The sequence below is a fragment of the Pseudoalteromonas sp. genome, assembly GCF_041613455.1.
GTDB lineage: Bacteria > Pseudomonadota > Gammaproteobacteria > Enterobacterales > Alteromonadaceae > Pseudoalteromonas.
In genome coordinates this window covers 16358-33622 of the sequence record NZ_JBFJHD010000007.1, presented here as the reverse complement: position 1 = coordinate 33622, position 17265 = coordinate 16358, and the positions used below count along the sequence as shown (strand labels likewise).

Sequence of the window (17265 nt, the reverse complement as noted above, 5' to 3'; positions counted from 1 at the left end):
AAAGCCCTAACGGGCTTTTTTTGTGTCATGTCGTTATTTAAAGACGCTTAACGAATACACTGTGGTCTAGGTTCAAACTCACTGGCGCGCAGCGGTAACTGAATAACTTTGCCACACCCAGGCGGTGCCTGCCTACCGGTTTGCTCGTTAACAAACGCCCAGCGAATAGATGACGGACGAGTGTCTGCTATCGCTTCGGGGTTAAGCGGCTTTAAGTAGCGAATATAGGCTTCGAGCGCACCAACACTGCCAGTTAAGCCCATGCTTTTATTATCGTCTCGGCCAAGCCATGCCACGGTTACGGTATTTTGATCAAAACCGGCAAACCAACTATCGCGTAAATCATTACTGGTACCGGTTTTACCTGCTAGTTGTATTGACGGAAAGTGTAGGTTTAAGCGTTTCGCGGTGCCATCTTTAGTGACGCGTTTCATCGCGTATTTCGTCATATACATAGCGTCTTTAGCAAAACGCGGTTGCGACTTCACTTGATGCACATAAAGCACCTTGCCCACCGAGTCAGTGAGTGCCGATATGGCGGTGAGCTTTCTGTATTCACCGTCGGCCGCAAGAGTGGTATATAACTGTGCAACTTCAAAGCTCGACATTTCTATTGCGCCTAATAATAACGACGGGTATTCGTTAATAGCGCCTTCGGCCCCTAACCCTTTTAAGGTATTAACCACCTTATCGAGCCCTACATCTAAGCCTAAGTTTACCGCTGGAATATTAATGCTATTGCTAAACGCTTTATACAACGGGATGGCGCCGCGGAACTGACGATCAAAATTTTCCGGTTGCCATACTTGGCCTTGCTCATTGGTTACTTGTACTGGGGAGTCATCCAGCAAGGTCGCTAAATTGTAATGCGGTAACTGCAAGGCACTGAGGTAGACTGCTGGTTTAACCAATGAGCCAATATTACGCTTGGTATCAAGTACGCGATTAAACCCCGAATAACGTACATCGCGCCCAGACACCAATGCCGACACGCCCCCTTTTTCAACATTAACCGAGATCATTGCCGCTTCAAGTTCGCTGGTCTTCGGTCTGTTTTCTAAATAGGGCAAGCTTTTTTCAATCGACTGTTCCATGGCCGTTTGTTTTTGTAGATCAAAGTAGGTAAATACGCGAACGCCCGCATCCAGCACATCTTGATCCGGCACCAGTTGCTTAAGCTCGCGGTTAACTAACTCTAAATAACCTGGATACGCTTTTTGTAAGCTGGCTTTCATTGGCGCAATATCAAGCGCTCTGTTTAGTGATGCACGATACTCGTTAGTGGTTATTAACTTGTTTTCTACCATTAAACGCAGCACGAGATCACGTCGTTCCATGGCACGCTCTTGATAACGGCGTGGGTTGTAATACGACGGCCCTTTCACCATGGCGACAAGCAGCGCGATTTGATCATATTCAAGCTCATCGACCGGTTTTGAAAAATAAAATTCAGCGGCCAAGCCCATTCCGTGTACCCCTTGGTTATAGGATTGACCAAGGTACACCTCGTTTAGGTACGCTTCTAAGATCTGATCTTTGCTGTAACGGTAATCTAAAATAAGGGCAATGAAGGCTTCATTTATTTTTCGCAGCAAGGAACGCTCACGGGTTAAATAAATATTTTTAGCTAGCTGCTGCGTTAAGGTACTGCCACCTTGCACTGTGCGCCCAGCTTGAATATTGGTATACAGCGCACGTAAAATAGAAAACACCGACACCCCATGGTGCTGATAAAAATTACGGTCTTCAACCACCAGCAAGGTGTCTTTTAGCATGGCAGGGAATTTTTCTAATGGCACAAATTCACGATCTTGTTTTGAGTCATTCCCTAAGCGCGCTATTTGTACCGGCTCTAGTCGTGCGCTATTGATGCGACGACCAAGTTTATCTTTAATGCTGGCTACTTTTTGCCCGGCAAAGCGTAACTCAATAATATGCGCTTGCTCTAAGCCATCATAAAATTCAAAATCACGACGATAAATTTTAATGCTGTTAGCCGTTTTAACATATTGCCCCGTTCGGCTTAAGCGGTTTACGGCTGAATAATTAAGCCGCTCAAGCTCCCAAATAACCTCTTGGCTGGATAAAAACTGCCCTGGATAAAAAGCCATAGAGCGAGCATATACTTGCGCGGGTAATTGCCATTTATTGCCTTCAAATTGACGCGTAATTTTGGCATCGAGGTAAATAAAATAAAGCGCCATAGCAATAAAAGTTGCTAAACTTAGCTTCCAAAAAATAGACCAAAGCTTAGCAAACAAAGTGCGCTGAGCTAAGGCTGATTGATTGTTTTTGCCTTTTTTAACACTCTTTCGTGAGCTAGTTTTTGATGCTTTAGGTGCCCGCTTTGCAGCCGGTTTACTGGTCGGTGTTTTTTTATTATCAGCCATTTAAATGTAATTTATTCCCAAGGTTCATGTTACGGGTGTGAGCTTAACATAATCGTCACTGCTAATTCAGCTAAATGCAGTCACTGTGCACTTTAACCCGTTTAAAATTAACCTTACCTGAAATAAAAAAAGCGCTACCTAAGTAGCGCTGTTAAACACACACAAAAAGTGAAGTTTTGCCATTAATTACTGCGTACCGAGACAAATTCTGGGTAAGCATCAATGCCGCAGTCGTGCTGATCCATGCCATTAAGCTCTTCTTCTTCGCTAACACGAATACCCACAGTATATTTTAATATGCCCCATACTATTAAAGAGCTTACAAACACAAAGCCAAGAATACATAGCAAACCAACTAACTGGGTTATTACACTGGCGTCGTTATTTGCTACCGGCACTAACATAATACCTAAAATACCACACACACCATGCACTGAAATGGCTCCTACCGGATCATCTATCTTAATTTTATCCAGCGCAACAATGCTAAATACCACCAATGAACCACCTAATAAACCTAATGCACATGCCAGTAGTGGCGAAGGCGATAGCGGGTCTGCGGTGATCACTACCAAGCCTGCTAAGGCGCCATTAAGTACCATGGTTAAGTCGGCTTTGCCCCACAGTAACTTACAAACAAACAGCGCAGCGATAGCTCCCGTGGCAGCGGCGGCATTCGTATTTAATAATATTTTACCTACTGCAGTGGCGTTTTCTGCATCAGAAATTAACAACTGTGAGCCACCATTAAAGCCAAACCAGCCCATCCATAAAATAAACGTACCTAAGGTGGCTAGTGGTAAGTTTGAACCAGGAATTGGGTATATTTCACCATTTTTACCGTATTTACCTTTACGTGCTCCGAGCAATAACACCCCCACTAAGGCGGCGGTTGCCCCTGTGGCATGCACAATAGCTGAGCCGGCAAAATCGACAAAGCCCATCTCAGATAAAAAGCCACCACCCCACGTCCAGTAACCTTCAAGCGGATAAATAACGCCGGTTAATACCACCGCAAAGCCTAAAAATGCCCATAATTTCATCCGCTCAGCTACCGCGCCCGAGACTATCGACATGGCTGTGGCAACAAACACCACCTGAAAGAAGAAGTCGGACTCTAGTGAGTGATCAGCATCGGTCGCTTGATTGCCAATTAACCCACCAAATGATGGAATAACGCCGCCCTCGGGATTATTCACATACATAATGTTGTAACCAATCAATAAAAACATGGTACACGCGATTGAATACAGGGCGATATTTTTAGTTAAAATTTCGGTGGTATTTTTAGAGCGCACCAACCCCGCTTCTAACATGGCAAAGCCAGCGGCCATCCACATAACTAAGATACCTGATATTAAAAAGTAAAAGGTGTCGAGCGAAAACTTTAGTTCTATTATTGTATTTTCCATAACGCCTCCTTAAATTGCTTGTTCATCTAGTTCACCGGTACGGATACGCACAATTTGATCTAGGTCGTAGACAAATATTTTACCGTCACCAATTTTTCCGGTGCCAGCTACTTGCGTAATGGCCTCTACCACGCGCTGACAATTTTCGCTGCGAGTGGCAATTTCGAGTTTTATTTTTGGAATAAAATCGACTTGATACTCTGCCCCTCGATATAACTCGGTATGACCCCGTTGCCGGCCAAAGCCCTTAACATCCACCACTGTCATTCCCTCAATACCTAAATCAGCAAGCGCGCCGCGCACCTCATCCAATTTAAATGGCTTAATGATTGCACTAATCATTTTCATCATGGCCCCCTTAGGACACGTTATCGTTTTTCTTAGTTAATACAATCCAAGCTTTGTGCCATTAATTTTTATTTATATAAATTAATAACTTAACTTGTTTTTCCGCGGTAAAATCAAAAAAAACGCACCTAGTTGGTGCGTTTTTTAAGCGATATAACTTGATTGGTGCGAACGCGTAATGGCAGGCTAAATACAGCGCTATTACTTTTTATGCAGCGGGTAAATCAGGCCTAGCGGCTTTGAGCCCGAACTTAAGTTTAGCGTTTGTATAGGGTTGTGTGCAGTCAATATATTTACTCAACCACTTATATCGGGGACTAGTCTCAATAGTTTTGTCTTTTGCATCAATATTTTATTTAATTAGCTTACAAATAATAAACAGGATCAGTTATGAAGTTTAGACACAGGCTATTATTGCCTTTTGCCGCCATGGCATTAACCTTAAGTAGCGTATCGTTTGCCGATAACCAACGCCGCATTGATATCGACAGCAAAGTTGTCACCGAGCATAAAGCGAAAATAAATAACCAACGCTTTTCTTACACTGTCGCCACGGGCACCCAACCGGTATGGGATGACAAAGGCGACGCGATCGCGACCTTGCAATACACCTATTACACACGAGATAAGGTAGATGACAGAGCTAAGCGCCCGTTATTGATTTCGTTTAATGGTGGCCCAGGCTCTGCTTCGGTGTGGATGCACCTTGCTTACACCGGCCCTCGAGTATTAAAAATTGATGACGAGGGTTACCCTATTCAACCTTATGGCGTTAAAGACAACCCTTATTCAGTGCTTGATATTGCCGATATTGTTTATGTTAACCCAGTGAATACTGGCTATTCGCGCGTTGTAGAAGATAAAGATGGTAAATTACTGTCTCAGGCGCAGCAAAAAGAGTTATTTTTTGGCGTCAAAGCCGATATTAAATACCTAGCTGAATGGCTTAATACCTTTGTTACGCGCAATGAGCGTTGGCGTTCACCCAAGTTTTTAATTGGTGAAAGTTATGGTACCACTCGAGTATCAGGCCTTGCCCATGAATTGCAAAATAGCCAGTGGATGTATATTAACGGCGTGGTGCTGGTATCCCCCACCGATATAGGCATTAAACGTGATGGTCCGGTAAAAGCTGCGAATCGACTACCGTACTTTGCCGCCACGGCGTGGTACCACAAAGCGTTAGCGGCTGACTTACAAGCAAAAGACTTAGATGAGCTACTTCCCGAAGTAGAACAGTTTACTATTAACGAATTAATCCCCGCGTTGGCCAAAGGGGGCTTTATTGGCGACGATGAAAAACGACGTATTATTCAAAAAATGGCGCACTACGCTGGCTTATCTGAAAAATTTGTCGCACAAAACAACTTAGATATTCCTACGCAGTTTTTTTGGAAAGAATTATTACGCGATCGCGGCCAAATGGTAGGACGCTTAGACTCTCGTTATTTAGGTATCGACAAACGCGATGCCGGTGAGTCTCCCGACTACTGGGCTGAGCTAACCTCATGGTTACACTCATTTACACCAGCCATTAATTATTACTTACGCGAAGAGCTAAACTATAAAACCGATGTAAAGTACAACCTGTTCGGTAATGTACACCCGTGGGATAGAAGCGGTAACAATACCGGAGAAAACTTACGCTTAGCAATGGCGCAAAACCCGTATTTAAAGGTACTTGTGCAAGCCGGTTACTATGACGGTGCGACGAATTACTTTGATGCAAAATACACAATGTGGCAATTAGACCCAAGCGGAAAAATGCAGCACCGCCTGAGCTTTAAAGGTTACCGTAGTGGGCATATGATGTATTTACGCCATGCCGATTTAAAAAGCTCTAATAACGACTTACGCGAATTTATTAAAGCCGCTTTACCGAATGAAAGCCAAGCCGCTAAATATTAAGCTGCCGATATGAAAAATGGCTCATGAAGAGCCATTTTTTATACACCGCAGTTAACCTAGCCTAGCCATGAGGACAGCTCCCCGCTGCAATCAAGGGAGGAACAGCCTGATATTGCTTTGTGCGCAGTATGCGGCGTAAATTCAGCAATGTTTTGTAAGTGCTTTTTAGTCCTACTTTATTATTTAACCAGTTTGGTAAGTCGCCACCGGGCAAGACATAAACCTGATAAACAATTATTAAATCATCACCTTGTGCTGTTAATAACCAGTGGGCTTGCAACGTATTAATGCGAATTACCCCTTTATTAACCGGTAATTGCTGGGGCCGAGAGGCTATCATTAACTTACTTTGTTGCGCAGATAGTTGCTGATAGCAAGAATACGTTACCGCATCCCTATCGATTGCAGGCCAAGGTAAATCAAAATAACTATAGACGAGGTTTTCTGACGGAGAAAGCATCTTGATCAACGCAATTTTAGCAACATTTTCAATCCACTGCGGTGCCACTTGGGTGTCGCTAAGCAGCGCTAAAAAATCGGCTGCAGTGGTATTGTTAACCCGCACTTCCCCTTTCACAGCAAAGCTTTTATCGCCCATGTCGCGATAATAAACGCTGACACCACGTTGGTTTTTATACAGTTGCCAGCTTGCTGTCGTGCTCGCACTTGCCCCCGGTAACAACACCAAAGCCAGTAGCAGCCAGACGCACTTTTTTTGCATCACGCTTTACCACAAAAGTGCTGAGCGAGCATTACAGCCAGTAAGGCTTAATATCAAATGAAGCAAGACGGCTTTGCTCCATGGCACTCACCAAAAAGTCAGACTTTTGCTCAAGCCAAAGCTGAATTTTTGCAAGCTGCTCATCTTCTTGACCACCACATAGCTGTTTTAAATAATCCAGCGTGCTGAGCTCATACATACCATGGGAAATATCCAACCACGGCAGTCTAAACTCTAAACGCTCTTCTTTATCAAACAACGCCCCTAAGCAGTTACCACTGAGTAGGCTGTTTTCTAATTGGGTGCGTAAATTGAGGTAATCTGTAGCGCTAAGCGATTGCTCTTTAGGAAGTAGTTTATGCAAACTTTTCCAGTCTTTATCAAATAGTCTGGTGGCAATACTGGCCACCGGCTTATCAGCTACCTGCAATTGTGCTTGCCCCCAAAACTTGCGCCATTGTTTATCGATTAACCACGTGGTTAACGCCAATAATAAGCGATTGTAGCGTGCGCTATGAAACAAGGCGTAAATATCATCAATGCTTGGCTGCAACTCTTTTAAGTCATTGATCACTTGCGTTAATGCCGGCGCACTGTTAATTTTTTTATAATACGCATGGCGTTTCGAGGTGTAGGTTTTTAATTGGATCGCATTTTCAACCCAAGCTAATTCACTGAGTAACCATTTTAATTCGCTGCGTAACTGCTCAGTACTCTCTTTACTGACAATGTCGTCAAACAGCCAAAAGTTGTGGCGAATTAAGCTAATGCCATCGGTAACGCGTTTTAAGGTTTTTAAGCTCGGCTTATCGAAATAGCACTGCTCATGCTTTTGTACAAAGCGAATACCAAAGCCCATTGCAGCAATTAATGCTTGCTCTTGGGTGGCGCTTTTGTCGAGTTTGACAAAACCAATCGATTTACTTGGCTGTAAGGGCGTGTCATCGGCAAGGCGATAGCCTCTGGCTGCTTTAGAATATAACCCTAAGCGAATACAGTTTTGGCTAACGAGCTTATCGGCTAAAGCAAATAGCTCACTGCGGCTGCCCTCAATAAGCTCTATTTCAAGCTCACTGATCAAATCAACTTGGCCTGCGGCAGCAATTTCACCTTTATCGAGTACCACCTCAATTTTTGCCCCGTTTTGTGTTTCGATTAACCAAGTACGGCGAATAAAATTGGTGCTAAAGATAGGGTATAAGTTTTCTGCTATGGTATTTATTTGTAAGCCATGTGGCCATATAGCGGTGTCAAATGCAGTTAAATCGGGACGATTTGACTCTATCGCTAAATTAAACTCCGGACGCTGGTGCAGCCCACCCACAACCTCGCCTGCAAGTTTAATGGTTTGCTCACATTGATTGTCAGCACAGCGTGTTCTAAAACCTATATCTAGGGCTCTTAGCTCACGGCTTGGCGTATCATAATAAGCATTCTGTAAACTACGCGAAGGCTGGTTGATAACCGTTTTTGCAAATTGAGTAATTAACGAGGGGATCAGTGGAACGACGGCATCTGATACCAAAAACTTCAGTTCTATCTCAGTATCCATTAGGTTTGCGGATTACCCTTTAAATTAATAAGTGCTCAAAATAAACAAAGCGGCTGCATATTGCAAATATTTTAGTCGTAAATAGCCGCTGCTAAAATCCCCTTAGTTACAATATCAACCTTGCTATTGGGTTATTTAATCCATACTATCTCACTACTTATGTGAAATATAAAATCACGTGCAACACGGACACGGTTAGATTAACAAGGTAGATAAATGCTTAAACACTGTTTACTATGGCTGCTATTGGCAGCCGCCCCCATGCTGAGCCAAGCAGCCCAAGCACAAACAGCAACCAACACGGATGCGAAAGCCGCATATATTATCGACAATCTTTATATATTTATGCGCTCTGGTGCCAGTAAAAATCATCGCCTTCTCGGCTCCATCGATGCCGGTACCCAAATCACCTTATTGTCCAATGAAGAAAATGGCTTTTTTAAAGTAAAGGATGATAAAGACCGTGAAGGCTGGGTAGAAGCGAAATACATTAGCAAAACACCTGGTTTACATAAGCAATATCAAACGCTCAGTGCTGAAATGAGCGCAATGCAAAATAAACTACGCCAAGCGCAAGTTGAATTACCGCAGCTGACCGAGCAAAACCAGCAACTCAGCGAGCAAAACCAACAATTACTAGCACAAATTACGCAATTACAAAGCACACTTGAGCAAGAGCGTAGCCAAAAGCAAGCCACCAGCTCTAAAGAAAAGCGTCAACTGCTGACTTATGGTGGCGCCATTGCATTTTTAGGATTATTTTTAGGTATTATCTTAACTATTTTACTGTCACGCCGTAAGCGCTACCAAGGCTGGGCATAGGCCGTCAATTAACACTTATACAAATAAAAAAAGCATCGATGGATGCTTTTTTTATATCTTCTTTTTCGCTTTACAAGTCTAGACGTAGCCCCGGATCTTGCTTTATTTTCTCTATCACCATGTAGGTGTGATGGGTTCCCACGCCAGGAATATCGACTAAATCGCCTAGCACTTGGCGGTACTCATCCATATTAGACACCCTAATTTTTAATAAGTAGTCGTAGCCCCCTGCCACCATGTCGCATTCCACGACTTGTTCAATTTTTAAAATATGCTCACGAAACACTTTAAATACCGCGGTATTCGAGGTTACTAATGACACCTGCACATGAGCGACTAAACTTTGATTAAGTTTAGCCTCGCTAAGTTTCGCGGCATAGCCTTCAATATAGCCTTCTTGCTCTAGGCGTTTAACACGATCTAGGCACGGACTAGGGCTTAAATTAACCTGTTTAGCGAGGTTAACATTAGAAATTCTGCCGTTCTTTTGCAGAACGTCTAAGATGGCTAAATCGATACGATCAAGCATGCGTATTCTATTTGGACTGGTCATAACAGAATTTTATACGGATAAGATGGAATTATGCCCTGTAAATTAGCGTAAAAAGCGAAATTTAACCAGCATATTCTGCTGGTTTTTAATTAGAATGCACGCATTATACAACGACTATTTTAACGGTAATCTATTATTGCCTTAAGTTTTATCACTCCTGAGGGTTGCTTATGTTATTCAATGGCGATTTGACAACAACTTGTCCAATTCGACAAAAAATCCGTGACTTCTACCGCATCGACGAAAATGCGGTAATCGATCACATTTTACCACTTGCCGAAGTAGGCGTTAAAGCACGAAGCCGTGCTTGGGAACGCGCACGCCAAATAGTTCTTAACATTCGTAAAGACCAAGATGGTCAAAGCGGTGTCGATGCACTGTTAAATGAATTTTCACTGTCAAGTGAAGAAGGCGTAGTATTAATGTGTTTAGCTGAAGCATTACTACGCGTACCCGATAAAGCAACTCAAGACACATTAATTCGTGACAAGCTTGCTAAAGGTGACTGGAGTTCGCACCTAGGCAGCAGCGATTCGTTATTTGTAAACGCGTCGTCTTGGGGCTTATTGGTCACCGGTAAAATGGTGAACTACACAGATAAAACCAAAGAACAGCAATTTGGCATGCTTAAAAAGACCATCGGTCGTTTAGGCGAGCCGGTTATTCGTAAATCGGTTAACTTTGCGATGCGCATTATGGGCAAGCAGTTCGTGATGGGACGTACCATTGACGAAGCCATTGAACGCGCGGCCGATAAAGAGCAAAAAGGCTATGTATATTCATACGATATGCTTGGCGAAGGCGCTCGCACCATGAAAGACGCCAAGCGTTACTTTGACAGCTACATGAACGCAATACATGCCATTGGTAAAGCAGCGAATGGTCGCGGTCCAATAAAAAGCCCTGGTATTTCGGTAAAACTATCGGCGATTCACCCGCGTTATGAGTTTACGCATAAAGAGCGTGTGATGAGCGAAATTGTGCCTAAATTAAAAGAGCTGGCACTGGCCGCTAAAAAATATGACATTGGCTTTACCGTTGATGCAGAAGAAGCAGACCGCTTAGATATTTCTTTAGATGTCATTGAGGCGGTATTTAGTGATAAAGATTTAGATGGCTGGCACGGCTTTGGCCTTGCGGTTCAAGCGTATCAAAAACGCGCTATTTTTGTGATTGAATGGCTGACTGAACTGGCTACCCGTGTGGGTCGCAAAATGATGGTACGTTTGGTAAAAGGCGCATACTGGGATACCGAAATCAAAACCACACAACAAGATGGTTTAGAGCATTTCCCGGTATTTACTCGCAAAGCAACCACCGACGTTTCGTACAAAGCGTGTGCCATGAAAATGCTCGAAGCACGTGACGTACTTTACCCGCAGTTTGCTACGCATAACGCTTACTCGGCTGCCACTATATTAGAAGTGGCTAAAGGTGATAACACTGGTTTTGAGTTCCAACGCCTGCACGGTATGGGTGAGTCATTATATGACCAAATCGTTACTGAAGAAAAAATTCAGTGCCGCGTATATGCCCCCGTAGGTCAGCACGAAGACTTATTAGCTTACTTAGTGCGTCGTTTATTAGAAAATGGTGCAAATTCATCGTTCGTAAACGCGATTGTTGACACCACGAAGCCAGTTGAAACGCTACTGCCAGATCCAGTAGAAACGCTGCAAGGCTTACGCAATAAATACAATACGCAAATTAAAATGCCAATTGATTTATACGGCGCTGAACGTGCTAACTCTAAAGGCATGGATTTAACCGATATCAATGTGATCACCCCGTTCAAAGAAAACTTAGAAAGTTGGTTTAACGAGCATCTAATTGATGAAAGCCAAGTACCAAAAGGTGCGTTGGCAGTTAAAAATCCAGCTAATCACAAAGAAGTGATTGGTCATATCAAATTGCAATCGCCCGATGAAATGCAAACCTTGCTTGCTAATGCCGAAAATGCATTTGAATCTTGGTCGCAAACATCGGTAAAAGAGCGCGCCAACTTATTACGTCGCGTTGCCGATATTTTAGAACGTCATCACGATGAACTGGTCGCTATTTGTATCAAAGAAGCGGGTAAAATTGCCCAAGACGGTATTGATGAAGTACGTGAAGCGGTTGATTTTTGCCGTTACTATGCAGCGCGTGCTGAAGAGCTTGCCGAAGATGAGCGTTTTGAAGCCCGTGGCGTTATTTTGTGTATTAGCCCATGGAACTTCCCACTCGCGATTTTCTTAGGCCAAGTAGCCGCTGCCATTGTTACCGGTAACACTGTCATTGCAAAACCGGCGGAGCAAACCAGCTTAATTGCACTGCGTGCCATTGAACTTATGCTGTCGGTGGGATTACCAGAGCATGTGGTACAAGCGGTGATTGCCCGTGGCGCTGACGTGGGTAAAACCATTGTGCCCGATGAACGCATTCAAGCGGTTATGTTCACTGGCTCAACAGAAACCGGCACGCTTATTTCACAAACATTGGCAGCGCGTAGCGATATACAAGTTCCATTAATTGCTGAAACGGGCGGTCAAAACTGTATGATCGTTGACTCAACCGCACTGCCAGAGCAAGTGGTTGATGATGTTATCAGTTCTGGTTTTCAAAGTGCCGGGCAACGTTGTTCAGCATTACGCGTGCTATTTATTCAAGAAGATGTAGCCGATGGCATTATCGACATGCTTAAAGGCGCGTTGGCTGAGCTACATATTGGCGACCCTTCACTACTATCGACCGATGTCGGCCCAGTGATTGACGAAAAAGCACTGAAAAACTTAAACGAGCACGTTGAATACTTAAAAGGTAATGCAACACTTCACTACGAGTGTAAAATTCCTGATAACAGCGAAAATGGTGCCTTCTTCTTTGCTCCACGTTTATACGAAATCAAAGACTTATCAGTATTAAAACGTGAAGTATTTGGTCCCTGTGTGCATGTGATACGCTTTAAAGCGAACGAGCTTGATAGTGTTATGGATCAAATCAATAACACCGGCTACGGCTTAACTATGGGTATTCATTCACGGATTGAAGAGCGTTGTGAGTACTTAGCTAAAATGTCGCGTGCCGGTAACGTCTACGTTAACCGTAATATGATTGGCGCGATTGTCGGTGTGCAACCATTTGGTGGCCGTGGTTTATCAGGTACTGGTCCAAAAGCCGGTGGCCCGAACTACCTGCAACGTTTAGTGAAAGAAAAAGCCTCACCAGAAAACGTGCAAATGACCAATCTAACGCCAGACGAGCTTGATTTACACCACTACAGTGGCGCTAACGAGCAGGTTGAAAAGCTAATGATGAACTCAATGCGCGATGAGAAAATTTGGCGTTCAACACCACTGAATGACCGCGTATCTGCAGTACGTCAGTTATTAGCGAAAGTGGCAACAGTTGAAATTATTGACGACCTTGCCGATGACTTAGCACTCACACTGGCCGATGCACGAGCACAGTTAAATCGTCTTGAAAAGCATATGCGTAAGTTTAAAACATTGCCGGGGCCAACGGGTGAGTCTAATACGCTGCACCTAGAAGCACGTGGCTGTGTGGTATGTTATGCCGATAAGAGTACTTCATTTAACTTTTGGGCGTTATCGATCATTACCGCAATTGCAGCAGGTAATACCGTGATCACCGTTGCTTCTGAAATATTTTATGAAGAAGCCGTGGCCTTTAGAGATAAGTTTATCGCCACTGGCGTTGCTGAAGGAGTGTTCCAAGTAGCGAAACCGAACCAGTTACAAGCTATTTTAGCGCATCCACATTTGGCAGGCGCAGTAGTCGCGGCGCGTTCTTCACGCTTTGGTTACTTCAGTCAGCAACTCGCACAGCGTAAGGGCGCAATCTTACCGGTGATCAGTTCTGAATATTACGACACGCTGATCAAGCGCTTAGTAACTGAAAAGACCATCAGCATAGATACCACCGCCTCAGGGGGAAATACCTCGCTGATGACACTGGTTGAAGATGAAGAGTAATTAAGCTAATACTAATTACTTAATACTGCAAAAAAAGGCACCTTATGGTGCCTTTTTACTATATAAAGTAAATGAAATTTGATACTTTGCACACGAGTTAGTCAGAGATGTTATAAAATTGAAAGTCATTACTATTTCACAGTTATTACCGGGTATGTTCGTCCAAAGTGTGACGAAACAAACTGGGCGCATTAAAATCAAAAATCAAGGCTGGGTTAAAACCCAAGCGGCTATCGATAAGCTCAAAAAAGCCGGTATTTTAGAAGTAGAAATCGACCCGAATAAAACCCTCAGCTCCGCCACAGCTCCGGCTGCAACTGCAACGCAACAAGCTGTTCCGCCAACGTCACAAAATGTCATTAAAAAAATCTCACCATGGCACAAAAGCTGTGGTTTTGAGCAAGAAATAGGTAAAGCTAAACAGCTTTACGACGAAGCCAAAACCCTACAACTGAAAGCCTTTAAAGATATTAATGCGGGGCGCAATATAGATATAGCGCCGTTTAGAGAGCTTGCCAGTGGCTTTATGGATTCGATTTTTAGAAACCAAGATGCCCTCTCCTGCCTGACCCAAATGCGCCAAAAGGATGCTTACTTATTAGAGCACTCTATTAATGTTTCTATTTTAATGGGTATCTTTGCCAAGCATTTAGGCATAGAAAAAACAATTATCGAGCAGCTAACTACCGGTGCGTTATTACACGATATTGGTAAAATAAAAATTCCCGATGAGGTGTTAAATAAACCAGGACGGTTTAGCGCTGAAGAGTTTGTGATTATGCAAGATCATGCTCGCTTCAGTAAAGAAATTTTAGAAGATGCCGGATTAACCGGAGCTGCGGTTGATATTGCCGGTTTGCATCATGAACGTTTAGATGGCAAAGGTTACCCATTTGGTAAACAAGGCGATGAGTTAAGCCAGTACGTGCGCATGGCATCGATTGTTGATGTTTACGACGCGTTAACTGCCGAGCGTGTTTATAAAGCCGGTATGGAGCCAATCAAAGCGTTTAAAATATTAAAAGAGGGTTGCCCCGACAGTTTTGACAACGCGTTACTGACTAGATTTATACAATGCATTGGTATTCACCCCGTGGGCACGCTGGTGAAGTTATCGAGCCAGAAAATAGGCTTAATTACCGAAAGTAACCCAACCAACCCACTAAAACCTATGGTTAAAACGTTTTACAACGCCAAATATGCCCGCTACACCGAAGTACAAGACATTAATTTAGCGCACAGCAAAAACCAAGATACCCTAGAGGCCGCCGTAAAAGCACAACAGTATAATATCGACTTACCGCGCTTTTATAGCAGCGTTATTTTGCCATAATTGGCCGCTATTGCGGCCAATCCTGCAGCGCCTTTAAGCTAAACTGATAACCGTCAAAATCAAGTACACTTTGCTCTGGAGTGATTTCTATTACTTTGAGCGCGCCAATACTTTGCCCTTCATACAGCTCACGACCATTTAACTTTATCCAGCGTTTATTTGCCGCAGACGAGTAAATATGTGCTTGGTATTTAAGTGGCGGCAGCAGTGCTTGCAACCCATCGGGTAACAACTCTATCGGTTGTACCCGCGATGAATTACGGGTTGCTTGCGTCACTTCGTAATCAAGTGTTGTTTCGGTATCCTGTATAGCTTGCTCAAACGCCGTTTCTAACGCGGTGGTGGCTGGATTGCGCGCGTGCTGTTTAGCATCGGTTGACGCACTCGTAGAAGCGGTATTTTTTTGCGTTGCTGCTAACGGCTTACCCAACACTTTATATTTACTCAAATCAAGTGGTTCTGACGCTTCTGTTGAACTGGTTGCGATTACATCGCGCTGCGCTCCTTGCTCACTCGCCGTGGCTGACAACGTACTTTGCTCAACCGCTTGCGCTGGGTTTCCAGCTTGATTGGTGAGCATCGGAATATACTGCCCTTGTGGAGTGAGTAACATTTGCTGAATACCGCTTGGGGTTTGTACATAGACAACTTGGCCATGAATTGGCACAGCGTTATTCTTGGCCTCTGCTACGCTTGGTTGTACTGCCAATAATGGCGCCGACTGCTGTGCTACTGGCTCAGGCGTAGTCGCGGGTGTTGGCTGAGTTATGGTGATTGGCTTATCATCATCGCTGGCCACCTGCAGTGTGCTCTGAGGCGCTTGATTAGTAACCACACTGCTTTGAAACCACTTACCCGCGGCAAAGCCAGCTACTAGGGTAATAAATACAATTAAACTTCCCCCTAATAGCCACGCAAGACGACGGTAACGGACTAAAGCACGCTGTTGTTTAGCGTGCTGCGCTTGCTGATCATACTGCTCAGCGCTCCTGTCGGCATGCTCTGATTGTTTTAATGCATCTAATAAATAAGACATTATTCACCTAACTATAAAATATATGAAAGCCCTACACCTATTGCAAATAAAGCAACAAACGCTAAACCATATAACCACCTCGGCGTATGTTTAGTGGGGGTATCTGTGACAGCAACAAAATCAGCGGGCAGCGATTCACTGGCCGACTTTTTTATAATATTGCTATCAATGATGTGTTGTTGTTTGGCAAACGCACCAACGAGGGCACGTTCACATACCAAGTTCATTAATCGCGGTACCCCCCCGGTGACTTGATGCACGGCTTGCATCGCATCGAGAGAAAATAACGCTTGATCGCACCCTGCAACGTGTAAGCGATGCTTAATGTACGCCACGGTTTGCCCTTGCGTTAGCGGCAGTAAGTGATAACGCGCTGTGATACGCTGTGCCAACTGCCTTAATTCATTGCGCTTTAACAGTTCTTGTAGCTCTGGTTGACCCACTAATACAATTTGTAATAATTTTTTATGATCCGTTTCTATATTGGTTAATAAACGCAGCTGTTCCAGCACATCTGGGGCCAGTAGTTGCGCTTCATCAATAATCAGTATGGTGTGGCCACCCGCTTTATTATTCGCTTCAAGGTGCTTTTTAATAATATCGGTTAGGCTTTTTAGGCTGGCATGCCGTGTATCATAATTAATACTTAGCTCATCACAAATGCTGGCTAACAGCTCCAACTCGGAAAGTGCCGGATTGTGGATCATCGCTAATTGGGTGTTTTCCGGCAGCTGCTCTAACATGCTGCGGGTTATCGTCGTTTTACCCGTCCCTACTTCGCCGGTTAATAACACAAAGCCACCGTCCTCACCTAAGCCATAGGTAAGGTGTGCCAAGGCTTCTTTATGGCGTTCACTTAAAAATAAGTAGTGCGGGTTAGGCGAGATTGAAAATGGTTTTTCACGCAAACCAAAATAGCTTAAATACACCTGAGTATTCCTTGGTAATTAAATCACCGCCTATAATGGCAAATAAATAGCCTAAGTGACAACAGCCAGCCTGTTTTATTATTGAAATAACCTTTATTAATAGATAACAGCCGCATAGCGGTTAGTTAATTGCGCCTTTACTCCGAGCGACTAAAGTCCCCGTAACAGTTAAAGGCATGGTTGCTGCGCCGCAGTATGCAGCGCCCGCATTTTTACAAGTAGGGGGGTAACAAGTGAGGGAGTAACAAATGGCAATATTTATTTGCCATAAGGACTACTGCGTCATA

General features: G+C 43.9%; 12 protein-coding genes. 4 read left to right on the top strand and 8 right to left on the bottom strand.

The window, feature by feature from the left end; translation table 11 throughout:
- Positions 1–47: 47 nt before the first annotated feature.
- The 3 genes from mrcB to ABYB02_RS01635 form a co-directional block, all read right to left on the bottom strand.
- Complete coding sequence (gene mrcB / locus ABYB02_RS01645) at positions 48–2390, bottom strand: penicillin-binding protein 1B (RefSeq protein ID WP_372760402.1); 2343 nt, start codon at positions 2388–2390, stop codon at positions 48–50.
- Positions 2391–2572: 182 nt separating this feature from the next.
- Positions 2573–3802 (bottom strand): ammonium transporter, encoded by a 1230-nt coding sequence (locus ABYB02_RS01640; RefSeq protein WP_372760400.1) that lies wholly within the window; start codon positions 3800–3802, stop codon positions 2573–2575.
- Between the two features lie 9 nt (positions 3803–3811).
- Positions 3812–4150, bottom strand: a complete 339-nt coding sequence (locus tag ABYB02_RS01635) for a P-II family nitrogen regulator (RefSeq protein ID WP_372760440.1) — start codon at positions 4148–4150, stop codon at positions 3812–3814.
- 390 nt (positions 4151–4540) lie between these two features.
- Here ABYB02_RS01635 and ABYB02_RS01630 point away from each other — a divergent pair, with 390 nt between their 5' ends.
- Positions 4541–6058, top strand: a complete 1518-nt coding sequence (locus ABYB02_RS01630) for a S10 family peptidase (RefSeq protein ID WP_372760398.1) — start codon at positions 4541–4543, stop codon at positions 6056–6058.
- A gap of 61 nt (positions 6059–6119) precedes the next feature.
- On the opposite strand, the gene ABYB02_RS01625 is transcribed toward ABYB02_RS01630, so the two are convergent.
- Complete coding sequence (locus ABYB02_RS01625) at positions 6120–6779, bottom strand: START domain-containing protein (RefSeq protein WP_372760396.1); 660 nt, start codon at positions 6777–6779, stop codon at positions 6120–6122.
- A gap of 31 nt (positions 6780–6810) precedes the next feature.
- Positions 6811–8331 (bottom strand): CYTH domain-containing protein, encoded by a 1521-nt coding sequence (locus tag ABYB02_RS01620; protein WP_372760394.1) that lies wholly within the window; start codon positions 8329–8331, stop codon positions 6811–6813.
- Between the two features lie 216 nt (positions 8332–8547).
- Here ABYB02_RS01620 and ABYB02_RS01615 point away from each other — a divergent pair, with 216 nt between their 5' ends.
- Entirely contained in the window at positions 8548–9153 is a 606-nt protein-coding gene (locus tag ABYB02_RS01615; RefSeq protein ID WP_372760392.1) for a TIGR04211 family SH3 domain-containing protein, read from the top strand.
- Between the two features lie 70 nt (positions 9154–9223).
- Here the strand turns inward: ABYB02_RS01615 and ABYB02_RS01610 are convergent, their stop codons facing one another.
- Positions 9224–9706, bottom strand: coding sequence for a winged helix-turn-helix transcriptional regulator (locus tag ABYB02_RS01610; RefSeq protein WP_372760390.1), 483 nt, complete (start codon positions 9704–9706; stop codon positions 9224–9226).
- A 170-nt stretch (positions 9707–9876) separates the two neighbouring features.
- Here ABYB02_RS01610 and putA point away from each other — a divergent pair, with 170 nt between their 5' ends.
- Complete coding sequence (gene putA / locus ABYB02_RS01605; RefSeq protein WP_372760388.1) at positions 9877–13680, top strand: bifunctional proline dehydrogenase/L-glutamate gamma-semialdehyde dehydrogenase PutA; 3804 nt, start codon at positions 9877–9879, stop codon at positions 13678–13680.
- A 154-nt stretch (positions 13681–13834) separates the two neighbouring features.
- Positions 13835–15013 (top strand): HD-GYP domain-containing protein, encoded by a 1179-nt coding sequence (locus ABYB02_RS01600; RefSeq protein ID WP_372760438.1) that lies wholly within the window; start codon positions 13835–13837, stop codon positions 15011–15013.
- Between the two features lie 7 nt (positions 15014–15020).
- Here ABYB02_RS01600 and ABYB02_RS01595 read toward each other — a convergent pair whose 3' ends face one another.
- Entirely contained in the window at positions 15021–16049 is a 1029-nt protein-coding gene (locus ABYB02_RS01595) for a general secretion pathway protein GspB (RefSeq protein WP_372760386.1), read from the bottom strand.
- An 11-nt stretch (positions 16050–16060) separates the two neighbouring features.
- A complete protein-coding gene (locus tag ABYB02_RS01590) occupies positions 16061–16978 on the bottom strand; it encodes an ExeA family protein (RefSeq protein ID WP_372760384.1) in 918 nt (305 codons plus the stop codon).
- Positions 16979–17265 lie beyond the last annotated feature (287 nt).

What these genes read in the sequence shown, in the direction of transcription:
- mrcB (WP_372760402.1), bottom strand. Translation starts at nt 2,390, where the DNA reads ATGGCTGATAATAAAAAAACACCGACCAGTAAACCGGCTGCAAAGCGG.
- ABYB02_RS01610 (WP_372760390.1), bottom strand. Translation starts at nt 9,706, where the DNA reads ATGACCAGTCCAAATAGAATACGCATGCTTGATCGTATCGATTTAGCC.
- ABYB02_RS01615 (WP_372760392.1), top strand. Translation starts at nt 8,548, where the DNA reads ATGCTTAAACACTGTTTACTATGGCTGCTATTGGCAGCCGCCCCCATG.
- ABYB02_RS01620 (WP_372760394.1), bottom strand. Translation starts at nt 8,331, where the DNA reads ATGGATACTGAGATAGAACTGAAGTTTTTGGTATCAGATGCCGTCGTT.
- ABYB02_RS01625 (WP_372760396.1), bottom strand. Translation starts at nt 6,779, where the DNA reads ATGCAAAAAAAGTGCGTCTGGCTGCTACTGGCTTTGGTGTTGTTACCG.
- ABYB02_RS01630 (WP_372760398.1), top strand. Translation starts at nt 4,541, where the DNA reads ATGAAGTTTAGACACAGGCTATTATTGCCTTTTGCCGCCATGGCATTA.
- ABYB02_RS01635 (WP_372760440.1), bottom strand. Translation starts at nt 4,150, where the DNA reads ATGAAAATGATTAGTGCAATCATTAAGCCATTTAAATTGGATGAGGTG.
- ABYB02_RS01600 (WP_372760438.1), top strand. Translation starts at nt 13,835, where the DNA reads ATGTTCGTCCAAAGTGTGACGAAACAAACTGGGCGCATTAAAATCAAA.
- ABYB02_RS01595 (WP_372760386.1), bottom strand. Translation starts at nt 16,049, where the DNA reads ATGTCTTATTTATTAGATGCATTAAAACAATCAGAGCATGCCGACAGG.
- putA (WP_372760388.1), top strand. Translation starts at nt 9,877, where the DNA reads ATGTTATTCAATGGCGATTTGACAACAACTTGTCCAATTCGACAAAAA.
- ABYB02_RS01640 (WP_372760400.1), bottom strand. Translation starts at nt 3,802, where the DNA reads ATGGAAAATACAATAATAGAACTAAAGTTTTCGCTCGACACCTTTTAC.